This window comes from Streptomyces sp. NPDC055287, from assembly GCF_053646035.1.
The window spans coordinates 228,147-249,252 of record NZ_JBSHNE010000008.1 but is presented as its reverse complement, the minus strand read 5'-3'; the positions used below and the strand labels follow the sequence as shown (position 1 = coordinate 249,252).

Here is a 21,106-nt window from a genome sequence, read left to right as displayed (position 1 = left end):
CCCCGCTCAGCCCAATTTTGTTGCAGCAAGTGCCGCTCTCTTCGTCCGTGGACCGTAGAACTGACCGAGAACAACCGCGTATTTCGGCTGTGAAACAAGGCGACAAAAGCAGGAGTGAACTTTGTCAAAAGCCAGTTGGAAAATCACGCTTGAACTCGCCCATTCCGCCATTTGGCGCCTTTGAGCGGTACGGCCGTCGACCGGTAAAGACATGCGTCAAAGGCCGCTGCCCACACGTGCGAAAACAACCCATCGGGTGATCGTGTCGCAAGGATTACTGTCCGGTAGAAATGCGCGGCGATATCAGGCGACGTCGGTGAGGCCGACGAGCCGCAGCAGTACCAGCAGGTCCTGGCGGGCGCCGCGCAGCCGCATGCGGCATCCGGCCCGGCGGGCGGTGAGCCGCAGGCGGGCCAGTGCGTCGACGGCGGTGAGGTCCGGGTCGGCCAGCCGGGCGACGTCGCAGATCACCTCGGTGGCGACCGCGCCGTACAGCAGGCCGTCCAGTTCGGCGCACAGAAGGGGGACGTCGGCCGGGGTCACCCGGCCGACGACGACGAGAACAGTCGGCATCGCGGCATCCACATCAGGGAGACCCCGCTGGCGGCCGCAACTCATCGGTGGCCGTCCTCCTGTGGGCCGCACCACCCCTGATCCGGGGGACAGCACCACTGATCCCGGGGCGCGATGACAGTGGGATTGTCCTCGACGGACTCACACCGAGGAGATCTTTCATGGCTCGGCGACTCCCCCTGCTACGGCGAGCAGGCTCTCGAGCGCTTCGAGAGGGACGTACTCGGCCGGCCCGGTGTCCGCGCGGTCGTCGTGCATCTCGGCGCCAACGACATCGGCGCCCCGCGGCTCGCCACCCACGACCCGTGCATGCGGCCCGGTCGGAAGGTGACCGCCCGGGAACTCATCGACGGGCACAAGCGGTTGATCCGGGCCGCCCACGCCCGTGGCGTCATGGCCGTCGGAGCCACGATCCTGCCGCTCAGGGGTGCTCTGTTCCCGGTGTGGAGCGAGGAGGGCGAGAAAGTACGCGATGCCGTCAACCACTGGATCCGTACGAGCGGGGCGTACGACTCCGTGCTCGACGCGGACCGGGCGCTGGCCGACCCGGCCGATCCCGACATGCCGCGCCCCGGCTACGTCTTCGAGGACGGTCTGCACCCGAACGACGCCGGCTACCACGCGGTCGCCGCGGCGCTGGATCCCGACATGCTGGATCTCGACGCGGTGATACGGGACTGACGAAAGCGGGGCCGGTGGAATCCACCGGCCCCGCTCGGTCGTGCGACGTCGTGCGACGTCGTTACGCGATGCGGCCCAGGACGATCGGGTTGGGCGTGAATTCGGTGCCCTCGGGAGCCGTAAGGACCCCGCCGTTCAGGGCTTCGAGGGCGTACTCGAACTTCTCCGGGGTGTCCGTGTGCAGGGTCATCAGGCGCTGGCCCGCGGTGACCTTGTCGCCCGGCTTGGCGTGGAGTTCGATGCCCGCGCCCGCCTGGACCTGGTCCTCCTTGCGGGCACGGCCGGCGCCGAGGCGCCAGGCCGCGACGCCGATCGCGTACGCGTCCATGGTGGTGAGGACACCGCTCTCCGACGCGTGGACGACGTGCTGCTCGCGGGCGACCGGCAGGGTCGCGTCCGGGTCGCCGCCCTGGGCCGCGATCATGCGGCGCCAGACGTCCATCGCCGAGCCGTCGGCGAGCGCCTTGGCCGGGTCGGCGTCCTTCAGGCCCGCCGCGTCGAGCATCTCGCGGGCGAGCGCGAGGGTGAGCTCGACGACGTCGGACGGGCCGCCGCCCGCCAGTACCTCGACGGATTCGCGGACTTCGAGGGCGTTGCCCGCCGTCAGACCGAGTGGCGTCGTCATGTCGGTGAGCAGGGCGACCGTGCGTACGCCGTGGTCGGTGCCCAGGCCCACCATGGTGGCGGCGAGCTCGCGGGCGTCCTCGATGTTCTTCATGAAGGCGCCGGAGCCGACCTTGACGTCCAGGACGAGCGAGCCCGTACCCTCGGCGATCTTCTTGGACATGATGGAGGAGGCGATCAGCGGGATCGCCTCGACGGTGCCGGTGACGTCCCGCAGCGCGTACAGCTTCTTGTCCGCCGGGGCCAGGCCGTCGCCCGCCGCGCAGATGACCGCGCCGGTGGACTCGAGGACGTTCAGCATCTCCTCGTTGGAGAGCAGCGCGCGCCAGCCGGGGATGGACTCCAGCTTGTCGAGCGTGCCGCCGGTGTGGCCGAGGCCCCGGCCCGAGAGCTGGGGCACGGCCGCGCCGCAGGCGGCGACCAGGGGCGCGAGGGGAAGCGTGATCTTGTCGCCCACGCCGCCGGTGGAGTGCTTGTCGGCGGTGGGGCGGGAGAGCTGGGCGAAGTTCATGCGCTCGCCCGAGTTGATCATCGCCGCGGTCCAGCGGGCGATCTCGACGCGGTTCATCCCGTTGAGCAGGATCGCCATCGCGAGGGCGGACATCTGCTCGTCGGCGACCTCACCGCGCGTGTAGGCGTCGATGACCCAGTCGATCTGCTCGGGGCTCAGTTCGCCCTTGTCGCGCTTGGTCCGGATGACGGAGATGACGTCCATGGAGTTTCAGGTTCCTTCCGTGGTGCCGGGCGCCAGGTGCTGGGGGCCGAAGGCATCGGGGAGCAGGTCGGCGAGCGTACGGATACCCGCCGACGTGTCGAGCAGCAGCGCGGGGCCGCCGAATTCGTACAGCAGCTGTCGGCAACGGCCGCACGGCATCAGGTTCTCGCCCCGGCCGTCGACGCACGTGAAGTGCGTCAGGCGGCCGCCGCCGGTGGCGTTGAGCTGCGAGACGAGGCCGCACTCGGCGCACAGGGAGAGGCCGTAGGAGGCGTTCTCCACGTTGCAGCCGGTGACCGTGCGGCCGTCGTCGACGAGGGCCGCGGCGCCGACCGGGAAGCCTGAATACGGTGCGTACGCAAGGGACATGGCCTTGCGCGCCGCCTCCCGCAGGGCTTCCCAGTCGGCCGGTGCCGCGGCGTCCGTCATTTGCCCTGGCCCTTCCGGTACGGCATGCCGTCCGCCTTGGGCATCCGCAGCCGTTGCGCGGAGAGCGCCAGGACGAGCAGCGTGGTGATGTACGGCGCGGCGTCCACGAACTGGCTCGGGACCTCGTCGGTCGTCGCGTACCAGGTGAACAGCCCGGCCGACATGACGGCGGAGATCGCCGCGGGCAGGTACTTCTTCTTGTACAGCTGCCAGACCACGACGAGCAGCAGCAGGATCGCCAGCAGGAGCAGCATCGCGTGGACGTTCTCGGCGCCACCGCGCAGCTTGAGGCTGTCGGTGAAGCCGAACAGGCCCGCGCCCAGCGCCATTCCGCCCGGCATCCAGTTGCCGAAGATCATCGCGGCGAGACCGATGTAGCCGCGGCCGCCGGTCTGGCCCTCCTGGTAGATGCCCGTCGCGACGATGGCGAGGAACGCGCCCGCGAGACCGGCCAGCCCGCCGGAGACGACGACGGCGATGTACTTGTACTTGTAGACGTTGACGCCGAGGGACTCGGCGGCCACCGGGTTCTCACCGCAGGAGCGCAGCCGCAGGCCGAACGCCGTGTGCCACAGGATCCAGATGGTGGCCGGGATCAGCAGCAGCGCGACGATGGTCAGCAGGGACAGGTTGGTGACCAGTCCGCCGAGGACTCCGGCGACGTCGGAGATGAAGAACCAGTGTTTGCCCTGGATGTCCCGTAGCCAGTCGGAGAGCCCTGGAATGGTGACCTTGGTGATCTCGTCGATGCGCGGGGACTGCTTGGAGGAGCCGCCCTCGGCCCTGTCGAACGTGAAGTTGGACAGGTAGCGGGTGACCCCCACGGCCAGGATGTTGATCGCCACACCGGAGACGATGTGGTTCACGCCGAAGGTGACCGTGATGACCGCGTGCAGCAGACCGCCGAGCGCGCCGCCGACGATGCCCAGGAGGACACCCGACCACGGGCCCCACTGGTAGCCGGCGTACGCGCCGAACCAGGTACCCAGGATCATCATGCCTTCGAGGCCGATGTTGACGACGCCCGCACGCTCGGCCCACAGGCCGCCCAGGCCGGCGAGGCCGATCGGGATGGCGAGCTGGAGCGCGCCGGAGACCTGGCCGACGGAGGTCAGGTCGTCGGCGCCGCTGATGATGCGGACCAGCGACACCAGGGCGAGCGCACCCGCGACGATCAGCAGGATGACGGGGACGGACAGCTTGCGGCGGGCGCTCTTCTTGGGCGCCGCGCTCACGGCGGAGACAGTGCTGGTACTCATTACGCCGCCACCTCCTCACGGTTCTTGCGGGCGGCTGCGGCGAGCTCCTCGCCCACCTTCTGCTGCTGGCGGCGGAGCCCGTAGCGACGGACGAGTTCGTAACTGACGACGACCGCGATCACGATCAGGCCCTGCATGATCGTGGCGATCTCCTTCTCGTAGCCGAACTGGTCGAGCGCGGCGGACGACTTGTCCAGGAACGCGATCAGCAGTGCGCTGAAGAAGATGCCGACCGGGTTGTTGCGGCCGAGGAGGGCGATGGTGATGCCCGTGAAGCCGATTCCGGTCGGGAAGCTGAGGCTGTACGTGTGGGTGTCGCCCAGCAGCGTCGGCATACCGGCGAGACCGGCCACACCGCCCGAGATGAGCATCGCGGTGAGGATCATCTTCTTGGCGTCGACACCGGAGGCCGCGGCGGCGCTCTCGCTGGCGCCGGTGGCGCGCAGGTCGAAGCCGAAGCGGGTGCGGTTGAGGATGAACCAGTAGACGATGCCGAGCGCGAAGGCGACGAACGTGAAGCCGTAGATCTCGCCGCCGTCACCCATGCTGAGGCTCGGGAACCAGCCGGACTCCGCGATCTCACCGGTGGTGAGGTCGTTGGAGCCCTCCAGCTGCACGCCGAAGTTGTCGGTGAGGATCAGCCAGGCGATCAGGCTGGTCGCGATCGCGTTGAGCATGATCGTGGAAACGACCTCGCTCACGCCGCGCAGGGTCTTGAGCACACCGGCGATGCCGGCCCAGAAGGCACCGGTCAGCATCGCGACGATCACGATCAGCGCGATGTGGAGCGGGCCGGGCAGCTCGACGGCGGCGCCGACGAGCGCCGCCATCATCGCGGCGAGCCGGTACTGCCCGTCGACACCGATGTTGAACAGGTTCATCCGGAAGCCGACGGCCACGGCGAGCGCCGCGAGGTAGTACGTGCCGGCCTGGTTCAGGATGAGGACCTGGATGTCGGCGTACTGCGCGCTCTCGACCATCAGCTTGTACGGCTCGAACGGGTCGCGGCCCGAGGCGAGCAGCACCACCGAGGTGAGCGCGATGGCGACGGCCAGCGCGAGTACCGGGCCGGCGAGGCCCAGAATCAGCCGGTCCTTGTCGAATTTCTTCATCAGGCCTCGTCCTCCGGGGCTGCCTCGAGGTGACCGGTGGCGGCGCCGGTCATGGCCGAGCCCAGTTCCTCCGGGGTGATGGTCGCCGGGTCGGCGTCCGCGACCAGGCGGCCGCGGTACATGACCCGCAGGTTGTCGGAGAGCCCGATGAGCTCGTCCAGGTCGGCGGAGATCAGCAGTACGGCCAGTCCCTCGCGGCGTGCTTCGCGGATCTGGTCCCAGATCTGCACCTGCGCGCCGACGTCCACGCCCCGCGTGGGGTGAGCGGCGATGAGCAGCTTGGGGGCGTGGCTCATCTCGCGGCCGACGATCAGCTTCTGCTGGTTGCCGCCGGACAGGGAGGCGGCGGTGACCTCGATACCGGGCGTACGGACGTCGTACTCGCGCACGATCCGCTCGGTGTCGGTACGGGCCGCCTTCAGGTCGAGCAGTCCGCGCTTGGAGTTGGGCTCCTCGGTGACGTGGCCGAGGATGCGGTTCTCCCACAGCGGCGCTTCGAGGAGCAGGCCGTGGCGGTGGCGGTCCTCGGGGATGTAGCCGATGCCGCTCTCGCGGCGTTTGCGGGTGGGCGCGTGCGAGATGTCGGCGGTGCCGAGCGTGATGACACCGCCGTCCGGGTTGCGCAGGCCCATGATCGCCTCGACGAGTTCCGCCTGGCCGTTGCCCTCGACGCCGGCGATGCCGAGGACCTCACCCTTGTGGATGGTGAAGGTGATCCCGGCAAGCACCTCGCGTACGGCGCCGTCCGGGTCGGTGGCGTTCAGCTGGAGGTTCTCGATGTTGAGCATCGGTACGTCGGTGACCGTCGACTCGCGGGTCTCGGGCGACGGGAGCTCGCTGCCGACCATCAGCTCGGCGAGCTGCTTGGTGGTGGTGTTCGCCGGGTCGGCGGTGCCCACGGTCGTGCCGCGCCTGATGACGGTGATGTCGTCGGCGACCGACAGGACCTCGCCCAGCTTGTGCGAGATGAAGATGACCGTCAGGCCCTCGGACTTGAGCTCGCGGAGGTTGGCGAAGAGCGCGTCGACCTCCTGCGGGACCAGTACGGCGGTCGGCTCGTCGAGGATGAGGATGCGGGCGCCGCGATAGAGGACCTTGAGGATCTCCACGCGCTGGCGGTCGGCCACACCGAGGTTCTCGACCAGGGCGTCGGGGCGCACGTTCAGGCCGTACGCGTCCGAGATCTCCTTGATCTTGTCGCGGGCCTTGTTGCCGATGCCGTACAGCTTCTCGCCGCCGAGAACGACGTTCTCCAGGACGGTGAGGTTGTCGGCCAGCATGAAGTGCTGGTGCACCATGCCGATGCCGCGCGCGATGGCGTCGGCGGGGCTGTGGAAGGTGGCCTGCTCCCCGTCGATGGTGATGGTGCCCTCGTCCGGCTTCTGCATGCCGTAAAGGATCTTCATCAGGGTCGACTTGCCGGCACCGTTCTCACCGACGAGGGCGTGCACGGTGCCCTTGCGGATGGTGATGTCGATGTCGTGGTTGGCGACGACGCCGGGGAAGCGCTTGGTGATGCCGTGCAGTTCTACGGCGGGGGGCGGGCTGGACGCGTTGATGACGCACTCTCCTTGGCGGAAAGGAGCGGGAGGGCGGAAGCGGAGGGCAGGAGGCAGGGCGCGGCGAAACTATCGTGCTGAAGGAATGTCTACGCGCGTAGCGATGCCAAATGAAGAAAAGACCGAGGACGGAATGCGCCCCGGGGGCCGGAGAGGCGGCGGAAACCGCCTCACTGGGCCCCCGGGATCACGTCCTGAGCGGCCTTACGGCGCGGTCTGGACCTTGATCTTGCCGGCGATGATGTCGGCCTTCGCCTTGTCGACGGCGGCGGTGAGGTCCGTCATCTTCTTGTACTCCGGGTTGGAGTCGGAGAGGCCGACGCCGTCCTTGTCGAGGCCGTAGCGGATCTCACCGGACTGCGGCTTGCCGTCCACGACCGACTTGATCAGGTTGTAGACCGCGTCGGAGACGTCCTTGGTGACCGACGTGAGGATCTTGGCCTTGTACTTCGCCAGACCGGCCTGGTTGTACTGGTCCGAGTCGACGCCAATGGCCCACTTGCCATCCGTGGCGGCCGCCTCGATCGAGCCGGAGCCCGCGAGACCGGCGGCGTGGTAGATCACGTCGGCGCCCTCGTCGAGCTGGCCCTGGGCAGCGGCCTTGCCGAGGTCGGGCTTGGAGAAGCCGTCGAAGTTCGGCGGCTGCGTCAGGTACTGCTTGAGCACCTGGACCTTGGGGTTGGTGTCCTTGACGCCCTGGGCGTAGCCCGCCTCGAACTTCTTGATCAGCGGGACCTCGACACCGCCGATGAAGCCGACCTTGTTGGTCTTGGTGGCCTTGGCGGCGGCGACGCCGGCGAGGTAGGAGCCCTGCTCCTCGTTGAACACCATGTTCGCGATGTTCTTACCGGTCACCGAGGTGTCGTCGATGATGCCGAAGGTGGTCTTCGGGAACTTCGGCGCGACCTTCTTGATGGCCGGGGCGTAGGCGAAACCGACACCGATCACCGGGTTGTTGCCCGAGCGGGCCAGCTCCGTGAGGCGCTGGACCTTGTCGGCGTCCGACTCGCCCTCGGAGGGCTCCTGGTCGTTGCCCTTGATGTCCAGGTCCTTCTCGGCCTTCGCCAGACCGGCGTAGGCGGCGTCGTTGAAGGACTGGTCGCCACGGCCGCCGATGTCGTACGCGATGGCGGCGCTGGCTTCCTTGGAGTCGGAACCGGAGTCCGACGTCTTGCCACACGCGGTGGCGGAGAGTGCGAGGGCTGTGGACGCGATGGCCACAGTGGCAAGCCTGGTTACGCGGCGCAAGGGAGGGCTCCTTCGACCTGACCGAAGCGCCTCTGCCGGCGCTGGTTTCGCGGCGATCGTAACGCGCGTAGATGCCGGATAAGCGACCGTACGACAGCTGTTATCGGATCGTCGTGAACGAGAGGCGCCGTGGCTGATTACGAACGGTGTCCGTCAAGTAGCGCGGCAGCGGTGAAGAGCTCCACACCGGCCTCGATCGCGGCCTCATCCACGTCGAAATCACCACGATGCAGGTCACGCCGGGCCGCATCACCCGGAGTACGTACGCCGAGACGGGCCATCGCGCCGGGAACCTGCTCCAGGTACCAGGAGAAGTCCTCGCCGCCCAGGCTCTGCTCGGTGTCCTCGACCGCGTGCAGTCCGCGCCGGGCGGCCATGGCGTCGGTGAGCAGCTCGGTGACGCCGTGCTCGTTGACGACCGGGGGGACGCCCCGGACGTAGTTGATCTCCGACTTGGCGCCGTGCAGGGTCGCGATCTCGTCGATCGCGGCATGGATCAGGTCCGGCGCCTCGTGCCAGGCCTCGAGGTCCAGGCAGCGGACCGTACCGGCCAGCTCGGCGCGCTGCGGGATGACGTTGCAGGCGTGGCCGGATTCGATACGACCCCAGGTGACCGCGAGTCCGGCGCGCGCGTCGACGCGGCGGGCGACGAGCGCGGGGACGTCGGTGGCGACCCGGGCGACGGCGGTCACCAGGTCGGTGGTGAGGTGCGGGCGGGCGGTGTGGCCGCCGGGACCGTCCAGCGAGACTTCCAGCCGGTCGCAGGCCGAGGTGATCGGGCCCGTACGCAGGCCGATACGTCCCGCGTCGACCTTCGGGTCGCAGTGCACAGCGATGATCTTGCCTACGCCGGCCAGCCCGCCGGCCTCGATCACGCCGAGCGCGCCGCCGGGCATCATCTCCTCCGCGGGCTGGAAGATCAGCCGTACGGGCTGCGGCAGCAGGCCCTGGCGGTCCAGCTCGGCGAGGACCAGGCCCGCGCCGAGCACCACCGCGGTGTGCACGTCGTGACCGCAGGCGTGCGCGCGGTCCGGGACGGTCGAGCGGTACGGGACGCCCGCCTTCGTGTCCGGGATGGGCAGCGCGTCGATGTCCGCGCGGAAGGCCAGAACCGGCCGTGCGCCGTCGCGGGCCGTGCCGATGTCGCAGATGAGTCCGGTGCCCGTGGGCAGCACGCGCGGCGCGAGGCCTGCCTGCTCGAGGCGGGCCTTGATCGCGGCGGTGGTGCGGAATTCCTGGTTCCCGAGCTCGGGGTGCATGTGCAGGTCGCGACGGAAGGCGATCAGCTCGAGGCGCAGGGAATCGGGCAGCGTGCCGGGGAGGGGAACCATCCCTGGCAGTGCTGCTTCTTCGGACTCGCAGATCAGCTGGCTCATCTCTGAAAGAGTAGGCGTCTTTACGGGGTAACCGACCAGCGATCAACAAAACTTCAGCCGCATAGGGGAAAGAAAACTGGCCGCCGGATGCTTGGGCGCTGGTCCCGGCGGGTAAGCTCCGCCGCTCTCGCCCCCACGTCGGCCTGGTGTTTTTCCCTTCCGCCTGGCCGGGTCCGCGGCCCGTGCCGCCCCTGGCCGGCTCCGCGGTTCCGTGGGCAAGGTCACATATGTGGTGAAGTAGACATTCACCCCAGGGCGGGCAGTCGCTGGACGTCCCGGGCCGTGGTCGTGACGCCCGACAGGAAGCCCTGGGCGCGGGGCGAGGCCGTGTCCCTCAGCCACAGCGGATCCACGTCGCAGACCGCCACCCGCACACCCGTGCCCACCAGGGCCAGCGGGAGGGTGTGGACCACGGTGGAGGGGAAGCTCAGGATCAGCCGGCCGATCGGTCCGCGCCGGGCGATGAGCTCCAGCGGCAGATCGGGGCGGACGATCTCCAGGCCCGTCTCGACGGCCAGCCGGTGCAGCTTGTCCGCGCTCTCGCGGCGGTGGGCGAAGTAGCGGGTGGCGCCGTGGGCGCGGGCCAGTGCGGTGACCGCCTCGACGTACCGGTCGGGGTCGACGACGCCCGTCTCGACCAGTGAGGTCCCGACGAGGTCGGCGCCGCGCGAGACACGGGGCGGACCGAAGCGTGCCCGCGTCCAGCCGAAGTCGTTGGCGGTGACGGTGACCCCCGGGGCCTCCTCCACCGGCATCGAGGTGAAGACCTCGACGGTGCGGTTCCGGGACGGGGTGAGGCGGCGGCGCGCGACCGCCGAGACCGGGCCGAAGACCAGGTCGCGCGGTCCCCTGCGGCCGCCGCGCCGGTGCCAGCGCACCAGGCGCTCGCCGCCCGTGAGCTGGGCGATGAACTCCATGGTGGCCGTGCCGTCGTCGACGACGACCAGGTCACGGGCGCGCGTGATCGTCAGCAGCAGCTGCACGTACCGCGAGAACGGGTCGCCGATCACTATCCGCCGCGCCCGGCGCAGCGCGGACGCCAGCCCGCCGATGGTCTGGAACGGCGCCCCCGCCCCGCCACGGGCCTCCTCCCACCGCACCCGCATGCCTTCGTGGCGTGCGAGCTCCGCCATGCGCCGCAGCTGGCCGCGGGTCATGGGGTCGGTGGGCGACAGCACGACGACCGTGAGGTCGCGCGTGTCGAGATCCGCCTTCGCGTGGGCCCACTCCAGGACGTTCAGGAGCTGGACCGGGCTCTCGACGAAGGCGAGGGTCCCGGAGGCCTCGGACGCCTCGGATGCGTCCGAGGCCGCTGTGGCGGGGATGCCGGGGGTGCCGTTCACGGCGAGTTCGACCGTCTTTCCGGTCAGACCGCGACGGGCTCGCGGTCGGCGCCCTCGGCGACGACGCCCGCGACGCGGCGCAGCTTCTTCATCGGGCCGAGCTCGGACTCGTACACCTTCTTCACGCCGTCACCGAGGGACGCCTCGATGGTGCGGATGTCGCGGACCAGGCGGGTCAGGCCGCCGGGCTCGACGGAGGCGGCCTGGTCGGAGCCCCACATGGCGCGGTCGAGGGTGATGTGGCGCTCGACGAACGCGGCGCCGAGGGCGACGGCGGCGAGCGTCGTCTGGAGGCCGGTCTCGTGGCCGCTGTAGCCGATCGGGACGTTCGGGTACTCGGCCTGGAGGGTGTTGATCACCCGCAGGTTGAGCTCCTCGGCCTTCGCCGGGTACGTCGACGTGGCGTGGCAGAGCAGGATGTTGTCGCTGCCGAGGACCTCCACGGCGTGGCGGATCTGGCGCGGCGTCGACATGCCGGTGGAGAGGATGACCGTGCGGCCGGTCGCGCGCAGGGAGCGCAGCAGCTCGTCGTCGGTCAGCGACGCGGAGGCGACCTTGTGGGCCGGTACGTCGAACTTCTCCAGGAAGGCGACGGCCTCGGTGTCCCACGGGGAGGCGAACCAGTCGATGCCGCGCTTCTTGCAGTACTCGTCGATGGCGCGGTACTCATCCTCGCCGAACTCGACGCGGTGGCGGTAGTCGATGTACGTCATCCGGCCCCAGGGGGTGTCGCGCTCGATGTCCCACTGGTCGCGCGGCGTGCAGATCTCCGGGGTGCGCTTCTGGAACTTGACCGCGTCGCAGCCGGCGTCGGCGGCGGCGTCGATGAGCGCGAACGCGTTCTCGATGTCGCCGTTGTGGTTGATCCCGATCTCGCCGGTGACGTAGACGGGGTGGCCGGGGCCCGCGGTCTTGGAACCGAGGGTGCGGAGGCGCGAGTTGGTGCTCATGTGGTTCTTTTCCTTACGGGGGGAGTTACGGGAGGTGAGTTACGGGGGTGGGGGTGTGGGTGAGAGACGGGCCGAGGATCCAGGTGGCGATCTCGCGGATCGCGCCCTCTCCGCCCGGGACGGTCGTGACGGCGCGGGCGGCGCCGCGGACCGTGTCGTGGGCGTTGGCGACTGCCACCGGCCAGCCCACGAGGGCCAGGCAGGACAGGTCGTTGACGTCGTTGCCGGCGTAGAGCACCCGCTCGGGCGCTACGCCGTGCTCCTCGCACCACTGCTTGAGGGCGACGTCCTTGCGGTCGATGCCGTGGAGCACGGGGATGCGCAGCTTGCGGGCCCGTGCGGCGACGACCGCGTTCTGTTCCGTGGACAGGATCAGCATCTTGAGCCCGGCGTTGCGCAGGGCCGCGATGCCGAGCCCGTCGCCGCGGTGCACGGCGACGAGTTCGCGTCCTTCGGAGTCGATCAGCACCCTGTCGTCGGTCTGGGTGCCGTCGAAGTCGATGACGACCGCGTCGATGTCGTCGCGGCGGGGAAGGGCGCCCGGCGTCTCTCCCGGGTCGAGGAGCGGCGCGAGGGCGCGGGCGCGGGCCAGGTCGTGCGGGTCGTCGATCTCCAGGACGCGAGCCGGGTCCGTGGCGACGAGCGCGGTGCGCCCGAAGAAGCGGTGCCCGGCCTTCCGGAATCCGGCGGCGTCCATGGCGTACGCCGCACCGGTCTCCAGGAAGTCCTGCGGACGGTCCTGGCGGCGGGGGCGGAAGCTCTTGTCGTGATTGACCCCGGCAGCTGTGTCCTCTTCCCGCCAGACGAAGCCGTGGAAGGGGGCCACCGTGTGGGCCGTGTCCGCGCCGTCCTCGACGACCGCGGCGCAGACGCCGTCGACGTCCTCGCTGGTCAGGAACGGACTCGTGCACTGCACCAGCAGGACCACGTCCACCGCCGCGCTGTGCAGTGCCTCGTGGGTGTCCAGGGCGTGCAGTACGGCCGCCTCGCTGGTCGCCGTGTCCCCCGCGATGTCGGCCGGGCGCAGGGCCACTTCGGCTCCGGCGCCGCGCGCCGCCGCCGCGATGGCGGGGTCGTCCGTGGAGACCACGACGTGCGTGACACGGCCGGCGCCCAGGCACGCCCGGACGGCGCGCGCCACGAGCGGCACGCCTCCGACCGGGGCGAGGTTCTTCGCCGGTACGCCCTTCGATCCGCCGCGGGCGGGGATGACGGCCAGGACGCGGGGCCGGGTCTCGGCCGTACTGGACTGGGGCTGCTGCGACTGGCTGCTCATAGTTCTCCCATGCGGCGGATGACGGGGGCCACGCGCTGCACCCCGTGGCGGTACGCGCCGCGCGCCGCCTCCCGTACGGCGTCGCGCAGGACGCGGCGTACGCCGGTGACGTCGGTGGTGGTCCGGGGGCCGTCGAGGCGGTGGCGGGCGAGGATGCCGGGGAGGTAGCCCGGCGCGGTGGCGGACGTGTAGTAGGGGGCGACCGGCGGGAGGCCGGGGCGCTCCAGGAGTGCGGTGACGCGCTTGCGTACGGCGTCGAAGGCGGTGTCGTACGAGCCGTCCGCGGCCACGCCCTGGCGTGCCAGCCACTCTTCGTCGGGCCGCGGCCGGTGACCGGCGTCGAGCTGGTCCCAGGAGGCGAGGCACCCGGAGCCGAGGAAGTGGTGGTTGCCGAGGACCTCGCGCACGCCCAGGTCGGTGAGGACGGCGGTCGGGATCCGGCGGTGCAGGGACTCCAGGGCGGCGGTCGAGCTGACCGTGACGAGGAGGTCGGTGCGGTCCAGGACCTCGCCCATGTGCCCGTACACGAGCCGGAAGTTGGGCGGCGTCCCGCCCTCCGTCCGGGCCGCGAGCTTCTGGTAGGGCAGTTCCTCGATGTGCGTGGTGTGCTCGCCGGGCTTGCTGCGGAGCTTGAGCAGGACCTCGCGGCCGGGGTGCAGCCGGGCGTGCTGGACGAGGCGGCGCAGCAGGTAGGCGCGGTCGGCGCGGGACTGCGGGACGGAGGGCTGGGCGGCGAAGACGACGGTGCCGGTGCCGGTGCCCTCGTAGGGCGCGCCCCCGAGGAACGGCAGCGCTGCCTCCGTCACGGCGGAGGCGTCGGCGCCCACTCCCTCGTACACGGCGCGGAAGCGCTCCGCGTCGTGGCGGGAGTTCGCGATGACGATGTCGGCGCCGTGGCGCAGCAGCAGTCCGTCGGCCAGCTTCTCGTAGACGACGCCGACATAGCCGGTGCCGATGACGGGCCGGCGCTCGGTGTCCGGCCACAGCGGCGCGAGACCGTGCAGCATCGCCTGGACGGCTCCTCCGACGAGGGCGAGCAGGATGACGTCGTACGGCTCGTGCTCGACCTCTCCGATGAATTCCGCGGCGGTCACCTCGCGCACACCGTCGACCGGCACGCCGACCTCGGCGAGCTGGCGGGGTGTGGGGGTGGCCCGGCCGCGCAGCAGGAATCCGTCGATTCCGGCTTCCGGCGCGATACGGCGGGCGGTGAGAGCGCCCCATTTCCATCGCGTATCGGAATCGGCGATCACGGCGATCCGCAGGGTTTTGCTGGTACTTGCTGGCACATCGATGAAACTAGGGAGCCATTTCGATTGACGGCCCAACTCAGCCGCAACAAACGGTTAACAGCACATCGACGATCGGCGTCGGCGCCAGAAAAGCAGGCAGGTTAACCATTCCGCCATTCTTCGTTCACCCGGCATCTCTCCGGGGGACGCAACGAATGCCGTGGCACGCCCTAGCGTCGCGGAGGTGGTCAAGCTCTCTGTCGTCGTGCCGTTCTTCAACGTGCAGACATACGCCCCAGACACCCTTCGAAGCCTCCGCGCGAACGCCCGCGAGGACTTCGAGTTCATCCTCGTCGACGACTGTTCGACCGACGGAACGCCGGAGATCCTCCAGCGCGCCGAGCGCGACCTCCCGGGGTCGGTCCTGGTCAGACACGAGACCAACGGCGGCCTGGCCACCGCCCGCAACACCGGGCTCGACGCGGCGCGCGGCGAGTACCTGACGTTCCTCGACGGCGACGACTGGCTGGCCCCCGGCCACTACGCACGTCTCCTCGCCGCCATGGAGGAGCTGGGCTGCGACTTCGTCCGTACGGACCATGTGCAGTGCACCGGGCGCGCCCGTACGGTCCACCGCGTCCCGCACGGCAGGCGCGGCGTCGTCATGTCCCCGCGCGAGGCGATCCTGCCCGCCAGCCGCTCCACGTCCGTCGACTACGCGTACGCGTGGGCCGGCATGTACCACCGCAGGCTGGCCGACCGGGGACTGCTGCACTTCACCGACGGCCTGCGCACGGCCGAGGACCGGCCGTGGATCTGGCGGCTGCACCGGGAGGCCGAGAGTTTCGCGGCGCTCGGCACGCTGGGCGTCTTCTACCGGCGGGGCGTCTCGTCCTCGCTCACGCAGATCGGCGACGTACGGCAGCTCGATTTCATCCGGGCGTTCGACCAGGTCATCGAGGAAACGGCGAAGGACCCGGACGCGGACCGGCTTCTGCCGAAAGCCGTTCGCACGTACTGCGCCATCATTTCCCACCATCTGGGAAGCATCGAAAGGTTCGAACCGGCTGTGGCACGGAAATTGAGGGCGATGAGCACGGCGGCGCTCAAACGGATGCCGCAGGACTTTCTTCAGGACGCGCTGGATTCCATGGACATGGAGCGTTCCGGACGGCTGCGGCGGCTGCGCCGCCGGCCCGTCGCCGCGTCCGCCGCGCCGGAGGTCGCAGCCTGATGCCCACGACGCAGATCTTCTTCGCCTCCACGCTGTACGGCGCTGCCACGCTCGCCGCCGCGATCGACAGCGACTGCTTCGCTCCGGCCGGCCGGCGTCTGCTCCTCGTCAGCAACAACGCCACGACGCCCGAGACGACGCCCGCCCTCGACGAGATGCCGGGCTTCGACCGGCTGCGGGACCGCTTCGACGACGTACTGTCCTGGAACGAGACCATCGCGCCCTTCCACCCCGGCGCCTGGTCGCCGCGTGTGGACGACATCCCGCTGTGGGAACGCCACTTGCGGCTGCTGTGGGGCCTCGGCGAGGACACCGTGGAGCTGGTCGTCGAGTCCATCCAGGTCAATCCGGCGCTGGCGCTCACCCAGCTGTTCACGGACGCGCCGGTGGAGGTGTACGCCGACGGGCTGATGAGCTACGGCCCGACCCGCAACAAGATCGAGCCGCTCGTCGGTACGCGCGTGCGCCGCCTGCTCCACCTGGACCTGGTGCCGGGGCTGACTCCGCTCCTGCTGGGCGAGTTCGGCGTACCGCCGGAGCTCGTACCGACGGACGCCTTCCTGAAGGTGCTCTCCGAACTGGCCGATGACGAGAACGGGCTGGCCGTGCCCACGGATTCGGCCCTGCTCCTCGGCCAGTACCTGTCCGCGCTGTCGATCCTCACCGCCGAGGAGGAGGAGAACCTCCACGTCACGATGTTGCGCGGGGCGGTCGCCCGCGGCCACCGGCAGATCGTCTTCAAGCCGCACCCCACCGCCCCGGCCCGCTGGTCGCGCCTGCTGGAAGGCGAGGCGCGGACCCTGGGCGTCGAACTCACCGTCCTGGACAGCCCGGTGCTGGCCGAGGTGCTGTACCAGCGGTTCCGGCCGGCGCTGGTGGTCGGGTGCTTCTCGACGGCGCTGCTGACGGCGAGCACCTTCTACTCGGTCCCGGTGGCCCGTACGGGCACGGACATACTGCTGGAACGCCTCTCCCCGTACCAGAACAGCAACCGCGTCCCCGTCACGATCGTCGACGCGCTGGTCCCCGACCTGGCGGAGGACACCGCGCAGCCCGCTCCTGCCGACCTGGCCGGTCTCCTCCAGACGGTCGGCTTCGCGATGCAGCCGCAGATCCGGGCGGACCTGCGGCCGGCGGCCGAGCGGTTCCTCGCCCAGCACCTGAAGGGCAGCACATGGCGCTACTTCAAGCGCCGACGGCTGACCACGCTCGCGCTGCCGGGCGCGATCCCGAAGCAGTTCGCCTTCATCCCGCGCAACGCGACGCTCCGGCGTGTGGTCCGCAGGGCCCGGTCGGTCAAGCGGGCCGCCCTCAAGACGTTCAAGAAGGCCGCGTTCAAGAAGGCCGCGCTGGGGTGACGGTGGGGGCGTGAGGGCGGCGGATCCCGTGCGAGGCGGATCTCGTACGAGCGGATCCCGTACAACGGGGAGGGCGGGCCACTGCTGATCAGTGGCCCGCCCTCCCCCGTGTCCGTCCGTCCCGTGCGTCAGAACGCCGGGCGCCCCAGGATCACCCGCAGATCCGCGGCGTTCGCCTCGGTCACCTTCCACAGCTCCTGCTGGCGGCCGTGCACATCGGCCACCGACGCCGCGTGGTCGTCCAGCAGCCCCAGCGCCCGCTCGGTGAGCACCGCGCCGAGGTTCTTGTCGTGGACGGAGATGCCCCATTCGGGCCGGTCGATGTCGGACAGGAAGTACGCCATCTTCGGGTGCGAGATCAGGCTGATGATCGGCGTACCGCAGCCGAACGGGATCATCCCCGCATGGCCGCGCATCCCGATCACGAGCTTGGTGCGGGCGTACGTGTCCCTGATGGCTTCGTTGTCGAAGTCGTACATGGGGATCACCGGCAGGGAGACGCCGTGCTCGCGCCGCAGGTCGAACGCGATCTTCTCGTCGTCGAGCGAGTGCGCCACGCACTTCACCTCGGCGTGCGCGCCGAGCGCCCGTACCGCCTTCGCCATCTCGGCGAGGAAGTGGCCGTAGTCGTGCCCGAAGCGCAGACCCGCCCGGTCGTACGCCGCGTTGACCAGCACGGTGTTCTCACGGTGCTGCGGGTCGGTCCAGCCGTCCACCAGCTGACGGGTGACGGTCGTCGGGCAGGGCTGGAAGCGCACCTTTTCGTGCAGCTCGGCGGGGAGCAGCGACCGTACCTTCTCGATCGAGCCGTGGTTGCGGAGGCCGAAGAAGGAGGCGCGCTCGACGAGGGCCCGCAGGGCGGTGTTGAAGCGCCCGGCCCGGTAGGACTGGCCGTCGAAGGCGTTGAATCCGACGGCGTACACCATGACGGGCACGTCGATGCGGTTCAGCAGCGCGTCGGGGACGTTCCACTGCCAGGCACTGTTGCCGTTGGGCGCGGTGTCCGGGATGAAGAGCCCGCCGCCGCCGATGACCAGCCCGCGCCGGGCGTTGACACGCTCCAGGGCGGCCTCGTCGAAGAGCCGGTGCGCGTGGACGGAGTGCCACTTGCGCGGGCCGGTCTCTGCGTCGAAGGCCAGCCGTACGCTCTCGGGCAGCAGCTTGTCGCCCGCGTTGCCCTGCCGCTCCATGTAGAAGGCGACGTGCGCCAGCTGCTCTCCGGCGACCCCCTCCCGCGGAGTCTGCGGGCTCTGCGTACGCCGCTGCATCAGCCGGCTCGCGCGGTGGGTCGGGTCCACCCGCAGTCCGTCCAGCGCGTACTGCCGCGCCGCTTCGTCGTCGCCGTGGATCCAGGCGATCTGGGCCAGCCGGCCGAAGGCGGTGGCGGCCCGGTTCGGGGCGGCCGTGGCGAGCAGCAGCTGCGCCCGGGCCTCTTCGTACCGCGACACGCTCATCAGCGCGTGGCCCAGCACCTCGTGCGGCCATGCCGAGTCCAGCGGGATCTGTACGCGCCCGAGCAGGTCCACCGCTTCCTGGTACTCGCCCGCCGCGATGTGGGCCGCGGCGACCTTGCGGGCGCTCTCCACGTCGCCGGTGCGCCGGACGTGCGGGGTGCCGAAGTGCACGAGCAGGTCGTGGTGCGTGCCCTTGCCCTGCGCCAGGAATGCGGCATGGAACTGCGCGTCGGACAGCTCGAACTCGCGCCAGCGGTCCTCGGCGTTGCCGTACCCCGCCTCGCCGCCCTGCCAGGGCTTGTGCCGCCCGGTGAAATGCAGGATCGCGGTGTCGTCGGGCACCGGCAGGTCGCCGGACAGGCGCCGCTTGACGAAGTTGTAGCGGGCGTCGAGCTGGACGAAGTCGCCGTCGAGTACGGCGTTGAGGATGCCCTGGTCGTGCTTGTCGAGTTCGTACGCGCCACTGCGCCCGGTGGCGTCGATGCGCGCGCAGAACTCGTCGGTGAGGTACTCGCGCTGGATGACGAGCAGACCGCTGTTGAGCTTGTGCTGCCCGTAGAAGAACTGCGGTACGGCGGCCAGCCCTTCGCGCAGCTTGAGCAGCTCGCCGAGGTCCCCCAGCACCACCATGTCGGTGTCCAGGGTGATCACGGTGTCGTAGTCGCGGATACGGAAGACGTCGAGGATGAAGTACGCCTTGCGGACCAGGTAGTTGTCCTGGTCGCCCTTGGCGTACGAGTCGTAGTGGGCGGCGTCCACCCGCCGCAGCTCGATGCGCGGGTGCAGCGCCCGGATGCGGGCGACGGAGGACGGCTTCAGGTCGTCGTGCAGGACGATGAAGTCCTCGCACAGGCCCGGGTTGGACAGGGCGAGACTGCGCAGCAGCGCGAGGAAGCCGGGCAGGTAGTTCTCGTCGACGAAGCTGGCGAAGGCGATGCGGCGCTTGCCGGTGAGCGCGTTGGCAGGTCCGGCGGCCTGGGTCGTGGTGGTCATCGCAGGGAGATCCTCATGTCACTGACGCTCTGGGCGCGTTCCATGACCCACGCCTTTTCGCTGGTGTATTCGTGGACGGAGGTGATGGGCATCCGCATCGCCTCCTGGAGGCGGTAGGCGCCGCTCTCGTAGAAGTCGAAGCCGATGAGGTCGAGCGTCGGGCTGACATCGAGGAAGTCCAGCAGCCACAGCATGTTGAAGCCGCTGGTGGGGATGGACGACCACACATCCGCCCCGACCTTGCCGACGTTGCGCAGCGGCCAGCGGAGCGACTCGTCGCCGAGGTACTTCTGGGCTCCCGGCACGAGCCGGTTGCGCAGCGAGTGCTTCCAGTCGCCGGAGACGCCGCCGAAGACCAGCCTGGTCAGCACCGGCTGGTCCCAGTTGAAGCCGTGCTTGTGGATGGTGGCGTGGATGTCGGTGCGGCTGCCGGTCGCGGCCGCGTCGATCTTGTACGAGTTGAAGCGGACGACGAGGTCGTACGCGTCGATCTCGGCGCCAAGCGTGCCGCGCCCGACCCGCTGGGAGTTGGCTATCAGGCAGATGGACTTGCCCGCTATCTGGTTGCGGAACTCCCCGAGGCTGATCCAGTCGACGCCGCCGAAGGTGGGGTCGGCGACGGGCCCCCGCATACGGTTCCTGCGCTGCTCGGCGTAGAGCGTGATCAGTTCGCGCAGCTCCGCGGCCTCGCCGCCGTTCGCCCCGATCCGCAGGTCGAGGTACTGGCTCACGGCCGCCTGGATGTCCTGCACCGGGCTGACCGCGCGCTCCATCGCGAGCAGCGCGCCGACCAGCCGGGGTTCGGCCTCCTCGCGGCTGCCGCGCGCGTGCAGCGCTAGTCCCTCGGCCCAGACGTCGGTGGCCGGTCCGGCGGCGTACGCGGCGGCCCCGGGGCACTCGCGCTCCAGCAGCCTCAGCAGCTCACCCTGCCGGCGCCCGCCCTCCCGCATGCCGGCGATCCTGGGGGCCACTCCGAAGCCGTCGTCGTCCGTCAGCGCGAGGTAGCGCTCGTACGCCTCGATGGTGGCGGCCTCGTCCCCGATCGCCTCCAGCGTCCGGGCGCGCAGCCGCCAGCCGGCCCGCGAGTTCTTGCGCCGGGTCAGCACGGTGTCGCTGATGAGCAGGGCCAGCCTCAGCTCGTCGTCGTAACCGCACTCCAGAGACTTGCTGCCGACGGCCAGCAGCGCGTCGAGCAGCTCACCGCTCAGTGCGTCGGCGGGCCCGGCGGTGGCTTTGGCGGCACGCCGGATCAGGGCCGTGGCGCCGGAGGCGGCCGGCGCGGGCCCCGGCTCCGGGGCCATGGCCTGGGTGGCGAGCAACTGCCGCAGCTTCTCGGCGAGTTCGGTGCGCCGGCGGTCGATCCCGGCGACCAGCTTGCCGCTGTGCACGGCGCACGCGCGCAGGCACTCGTCCAGTCCGGTGGACGTGATCCCGTAGGTCCCGTTGGTCCCCTTGATCCCGGCAGATGACACGTGAGATGACACCTGGCCGTCCGGTGCGCCGGTGGGGGTTTCCCCGTCGCGCGGTCTCGGCCATCGGTTGCGGGCCTTCGTCATGATGCTCCAAGGTCTTTCCGCCCCGCTGACAGGTTGCGGGTCCGCGTCACCCTAGGAACCCAGCACGACCCCCGGGTGAACTCCCCTCGTCGGCCCGGGAAACATGCGCGACGCCCGACTCCGGCGGGCAGGGG

At 70.0% G+C, this 21,106-nt stretch carries 17 protein-coding genes; 3 read left to right on the top strand and 14 right to left on the bottom strand.

What is annotated here, in order from left to right; genetic code table 11:
• Positions 1–303: 303 nt before the first annotated feature.
• Positions 304–573 carry an STAS domain-containing protein gene (locus ACWIHY_RS15995; RefSeq protein ID WP_454376255.1) on the bottom strand — a complete coding sequence of 90 codons (270 nt, stop codon included), beginning with the start codon at positions 571–573 and terminating at the stop codon, positions 304–306.
• Positions 574–687: 114 nt separating this feature from the next.
• Here ACWIHY_RS15995 and ACWIHY_RS15990 point away from each other — a divergent pair, with 114 nt between their 5' ends.
• On the top strand, positions 688–1,254 hold the full coding sequence (locus ACWIHY_RS15990; RefSeq protein ID WP_454376254.1) for a GDSL-type esterase/lipase family protein: 567 nt from the start codon (positions 688–690) through the stop codon (positions 1,252–1,254).
• A 61-nt stretch (positions 1,255–1,315) separates the two neighbouring features.
• On the opposite strand, the gene ACWIHY_RS15985 is transcribed toward ACWIHY_RS15990, so the two are convergent.
• The 11 genes from ACWIHY_RS15985 to ACWIHY_RS15935 all read right to left on the bottom strand — a co-directional run bounded on the left by ACWIHY_RS15985 (position 1,316) and on the right by ACWIHY_RS15935 (position 14,434).
• A complete protein-coding gene (locus ACWIHY_RS15985) occupies positions 1,316–2,593 on the bottom strand; it encodes a thymidine phosphorylase (protein WP_454376253.1) in 1,278 nt (425 codons plus the stop codon).
• A gap of 6 nt (positions 2,594–2,599) precedes the next feature.
• Positions 2,600–3,022 carry a cytidine deaminase gene (locus ACWIHY_RS15980; RefSeq protein ID WP_454376252.1) on the bottom strand — a complete coding sequence of 141 codons (423 nt, stop codon included), beginning with the start codon at positions 3,020–3,022 and terminating at the stop codon, positions 2,600–2,602.
• The gene (locus ACWIHY_RS15975; protein WP_454376251.1) at positions 3,019–4,281 is read right to left on the bottom strand and encodes an ABC transporter permease; all 1,263 of its coding nucleotides are present in this window, start codon (positions 4,279–4,281) and stop codon (positions 3,019–3,021) included. Before ACWIHY_RS15975 ends, ACWIHY_RS15980 begins: the two co-directional genes overlap by 4 nt.
• Positions 4,281–5,393, bottom strand: a complete 1,113-nt coding sequence (locus ACWIHY_RS15970; protein ID WP_454376250.1) for an ABC transporter permease — start codon at positions 5,391–5,393, stop codon at positions 4,281–4,283. The genes ACWIHY_RS15975 and ACWIHY_RS15970 overlap by 1 nt, the downstream gene beginning before the upstream one ends.
• Entirely contained in the window at positions 5,393–6,919 is a 1,527-nt protein-coding gene (locus ACWIHY_RS15965) for an ABC transporter ATP-binding protein (protein WP_454376308.1), read from the bottom strand. Before ACWIHY_RS15965 ends, ACWIHY_RS15970 begins: the two co-directional genes overlap by 1 nt.
• Positions 6,920–7,156: 237 nt before the next feature.
• Positions 7,157–8,200, bottom strand: coding sequence for a BMP family lipoprotein (locus ACWIHY_RS15960; protein WP_454376249.1), 1,044 nt, complete (start codon positions 8,198–8,200; stop codon positions 7,157–7,159).
• A gap of 137 nt (positions 8,201–8,337) precedes the next feature.
• Positions 8,338–9,576 carry an amidohydrolase gene (locus ACWIHY_RS15955; protein WP_454376248.1) on the bottom strand — a complete coding sequence of 413 codons (1,239 nt, stop codon included), beginning with the start codon at positions 9,574–9,576 and terminating at the stop codon, positions 8,338–8,340.
• A 245-nt stretch (positions 9,577–9,821) separates the two neighbouring features.
• Positions 9,822–10,901, bottom strand: a complete 1,080-nt coding sequence (locus tag ACWIHY_RS15950) for a hypothetical protein (RefSeq protein ID WP_454376307.1) — start codon at positions 10,899–10,901, stop codon at positions 9,822–9,824.
• Between the two features lie 41 nt (positions 10,902–10,942).
• Positions 10,943–11,869, bottom strand: coding sequence for an N-acetylneuraminate synthase family protein (locus tag ACWIHY_RS15945; protein WP_069927283.1), 927 nt, complete (start codon positions 11,867–11,869; stop codon positions 10,943–10,945).
• A gap of 25 nt (positions 11,870–11,894) precedes the next feature.
• A complete protein-coding gene (locus ACWIHY_RS15940; RefSeq protein WP_454376247.1) occupies positions 11,895–13,145 on the bottom strand; it encodes a cytidylyltransferase domain-containing protein in 1,251 nt (416 codons plus the stop codon).
• Positions 13,142–14,434 (bottom strand): DUF6716 putative glycosyltransferase, encoded by a 1,293-nt coding sequence (locus ACWIHY_RS15935; RefSeq protein WP_454376246.1) that lies wholly within the window; start codon positions 14,432–14,434, stop codon positions 13,142–13,144. The genes ACWIHY_RS15940 and ACWIHY_RS15935 overlap by 4 nt, the downstream gene beginning before the upstream one ends.
• 187 nt (positions 14,435–14,621) lie before the next feature.
• Between ACWIHY_RS15935 and ACWIHY_RS15930 the strand changes: the two genes are divergently transcribed.
• Both ACWIHY_RS15930 and ACWIHY_RS15925 read left to right on the top strand, forming a co-directional pair.
• A complete protein-coding gene (locus ACWIHY_RS15930) occupies positions 14,622–15,611 on the top strand; it encodes a glycosyltransferase family 2 protein (RefSeq protein WP_454376245.1) in 990 nt (329 codons plus the stop codon).
• Positions 15,611–16,969, top strand: coding sequence for an alpha-2,8-polysialyltransferase family protein (locus ACWIHY_RS15925; protein WP_454376244.1), 1,359 nt, complete (start codon positions 15,611–15,613; stop codon positions 16,967–16,969). Before ACWIHY_RS15930 ends, ACWIHY_RS15925 begins: the two co-directional genes overlap by 1 nt.
• A gap of 128 nt (positions 16,970–17,097) precedes the next feature.
• On the opposite strand, the gene ACWIHY_RS15920 is transcribed toward ACWIHY_RS15925, so the two are convergent.
• The gene (locus tag ACWIHY_RS15920; RefSeq protein ID WP_454376243.1) at positions 17,098–19,416 is read right to left on the bottom strand and encodes a glycosyltransferase; all 2,319 of its coding nucleotides are present in this window, start codon (positions 19,414–19,416) and stop codon (positions 17,098–17,100) included.
• Positions 19,413–20,888, bottom strand: a complete 1,476-nt coding sequence (locus tag ACWIHY_RS15915) for a hypothetical protein (protein WP_454376242.1) — start codon at positions 20,886–20,888, stop codon at positions 19,413–19,415. The genes ACWIHY_RS15920 and ACWIHY_RS15915 overlap by 4 nt, the downstream gene beginning before the upstream one ends.
• Positions 20,889–21,106 lie beyond the last annotated feature (218 nt).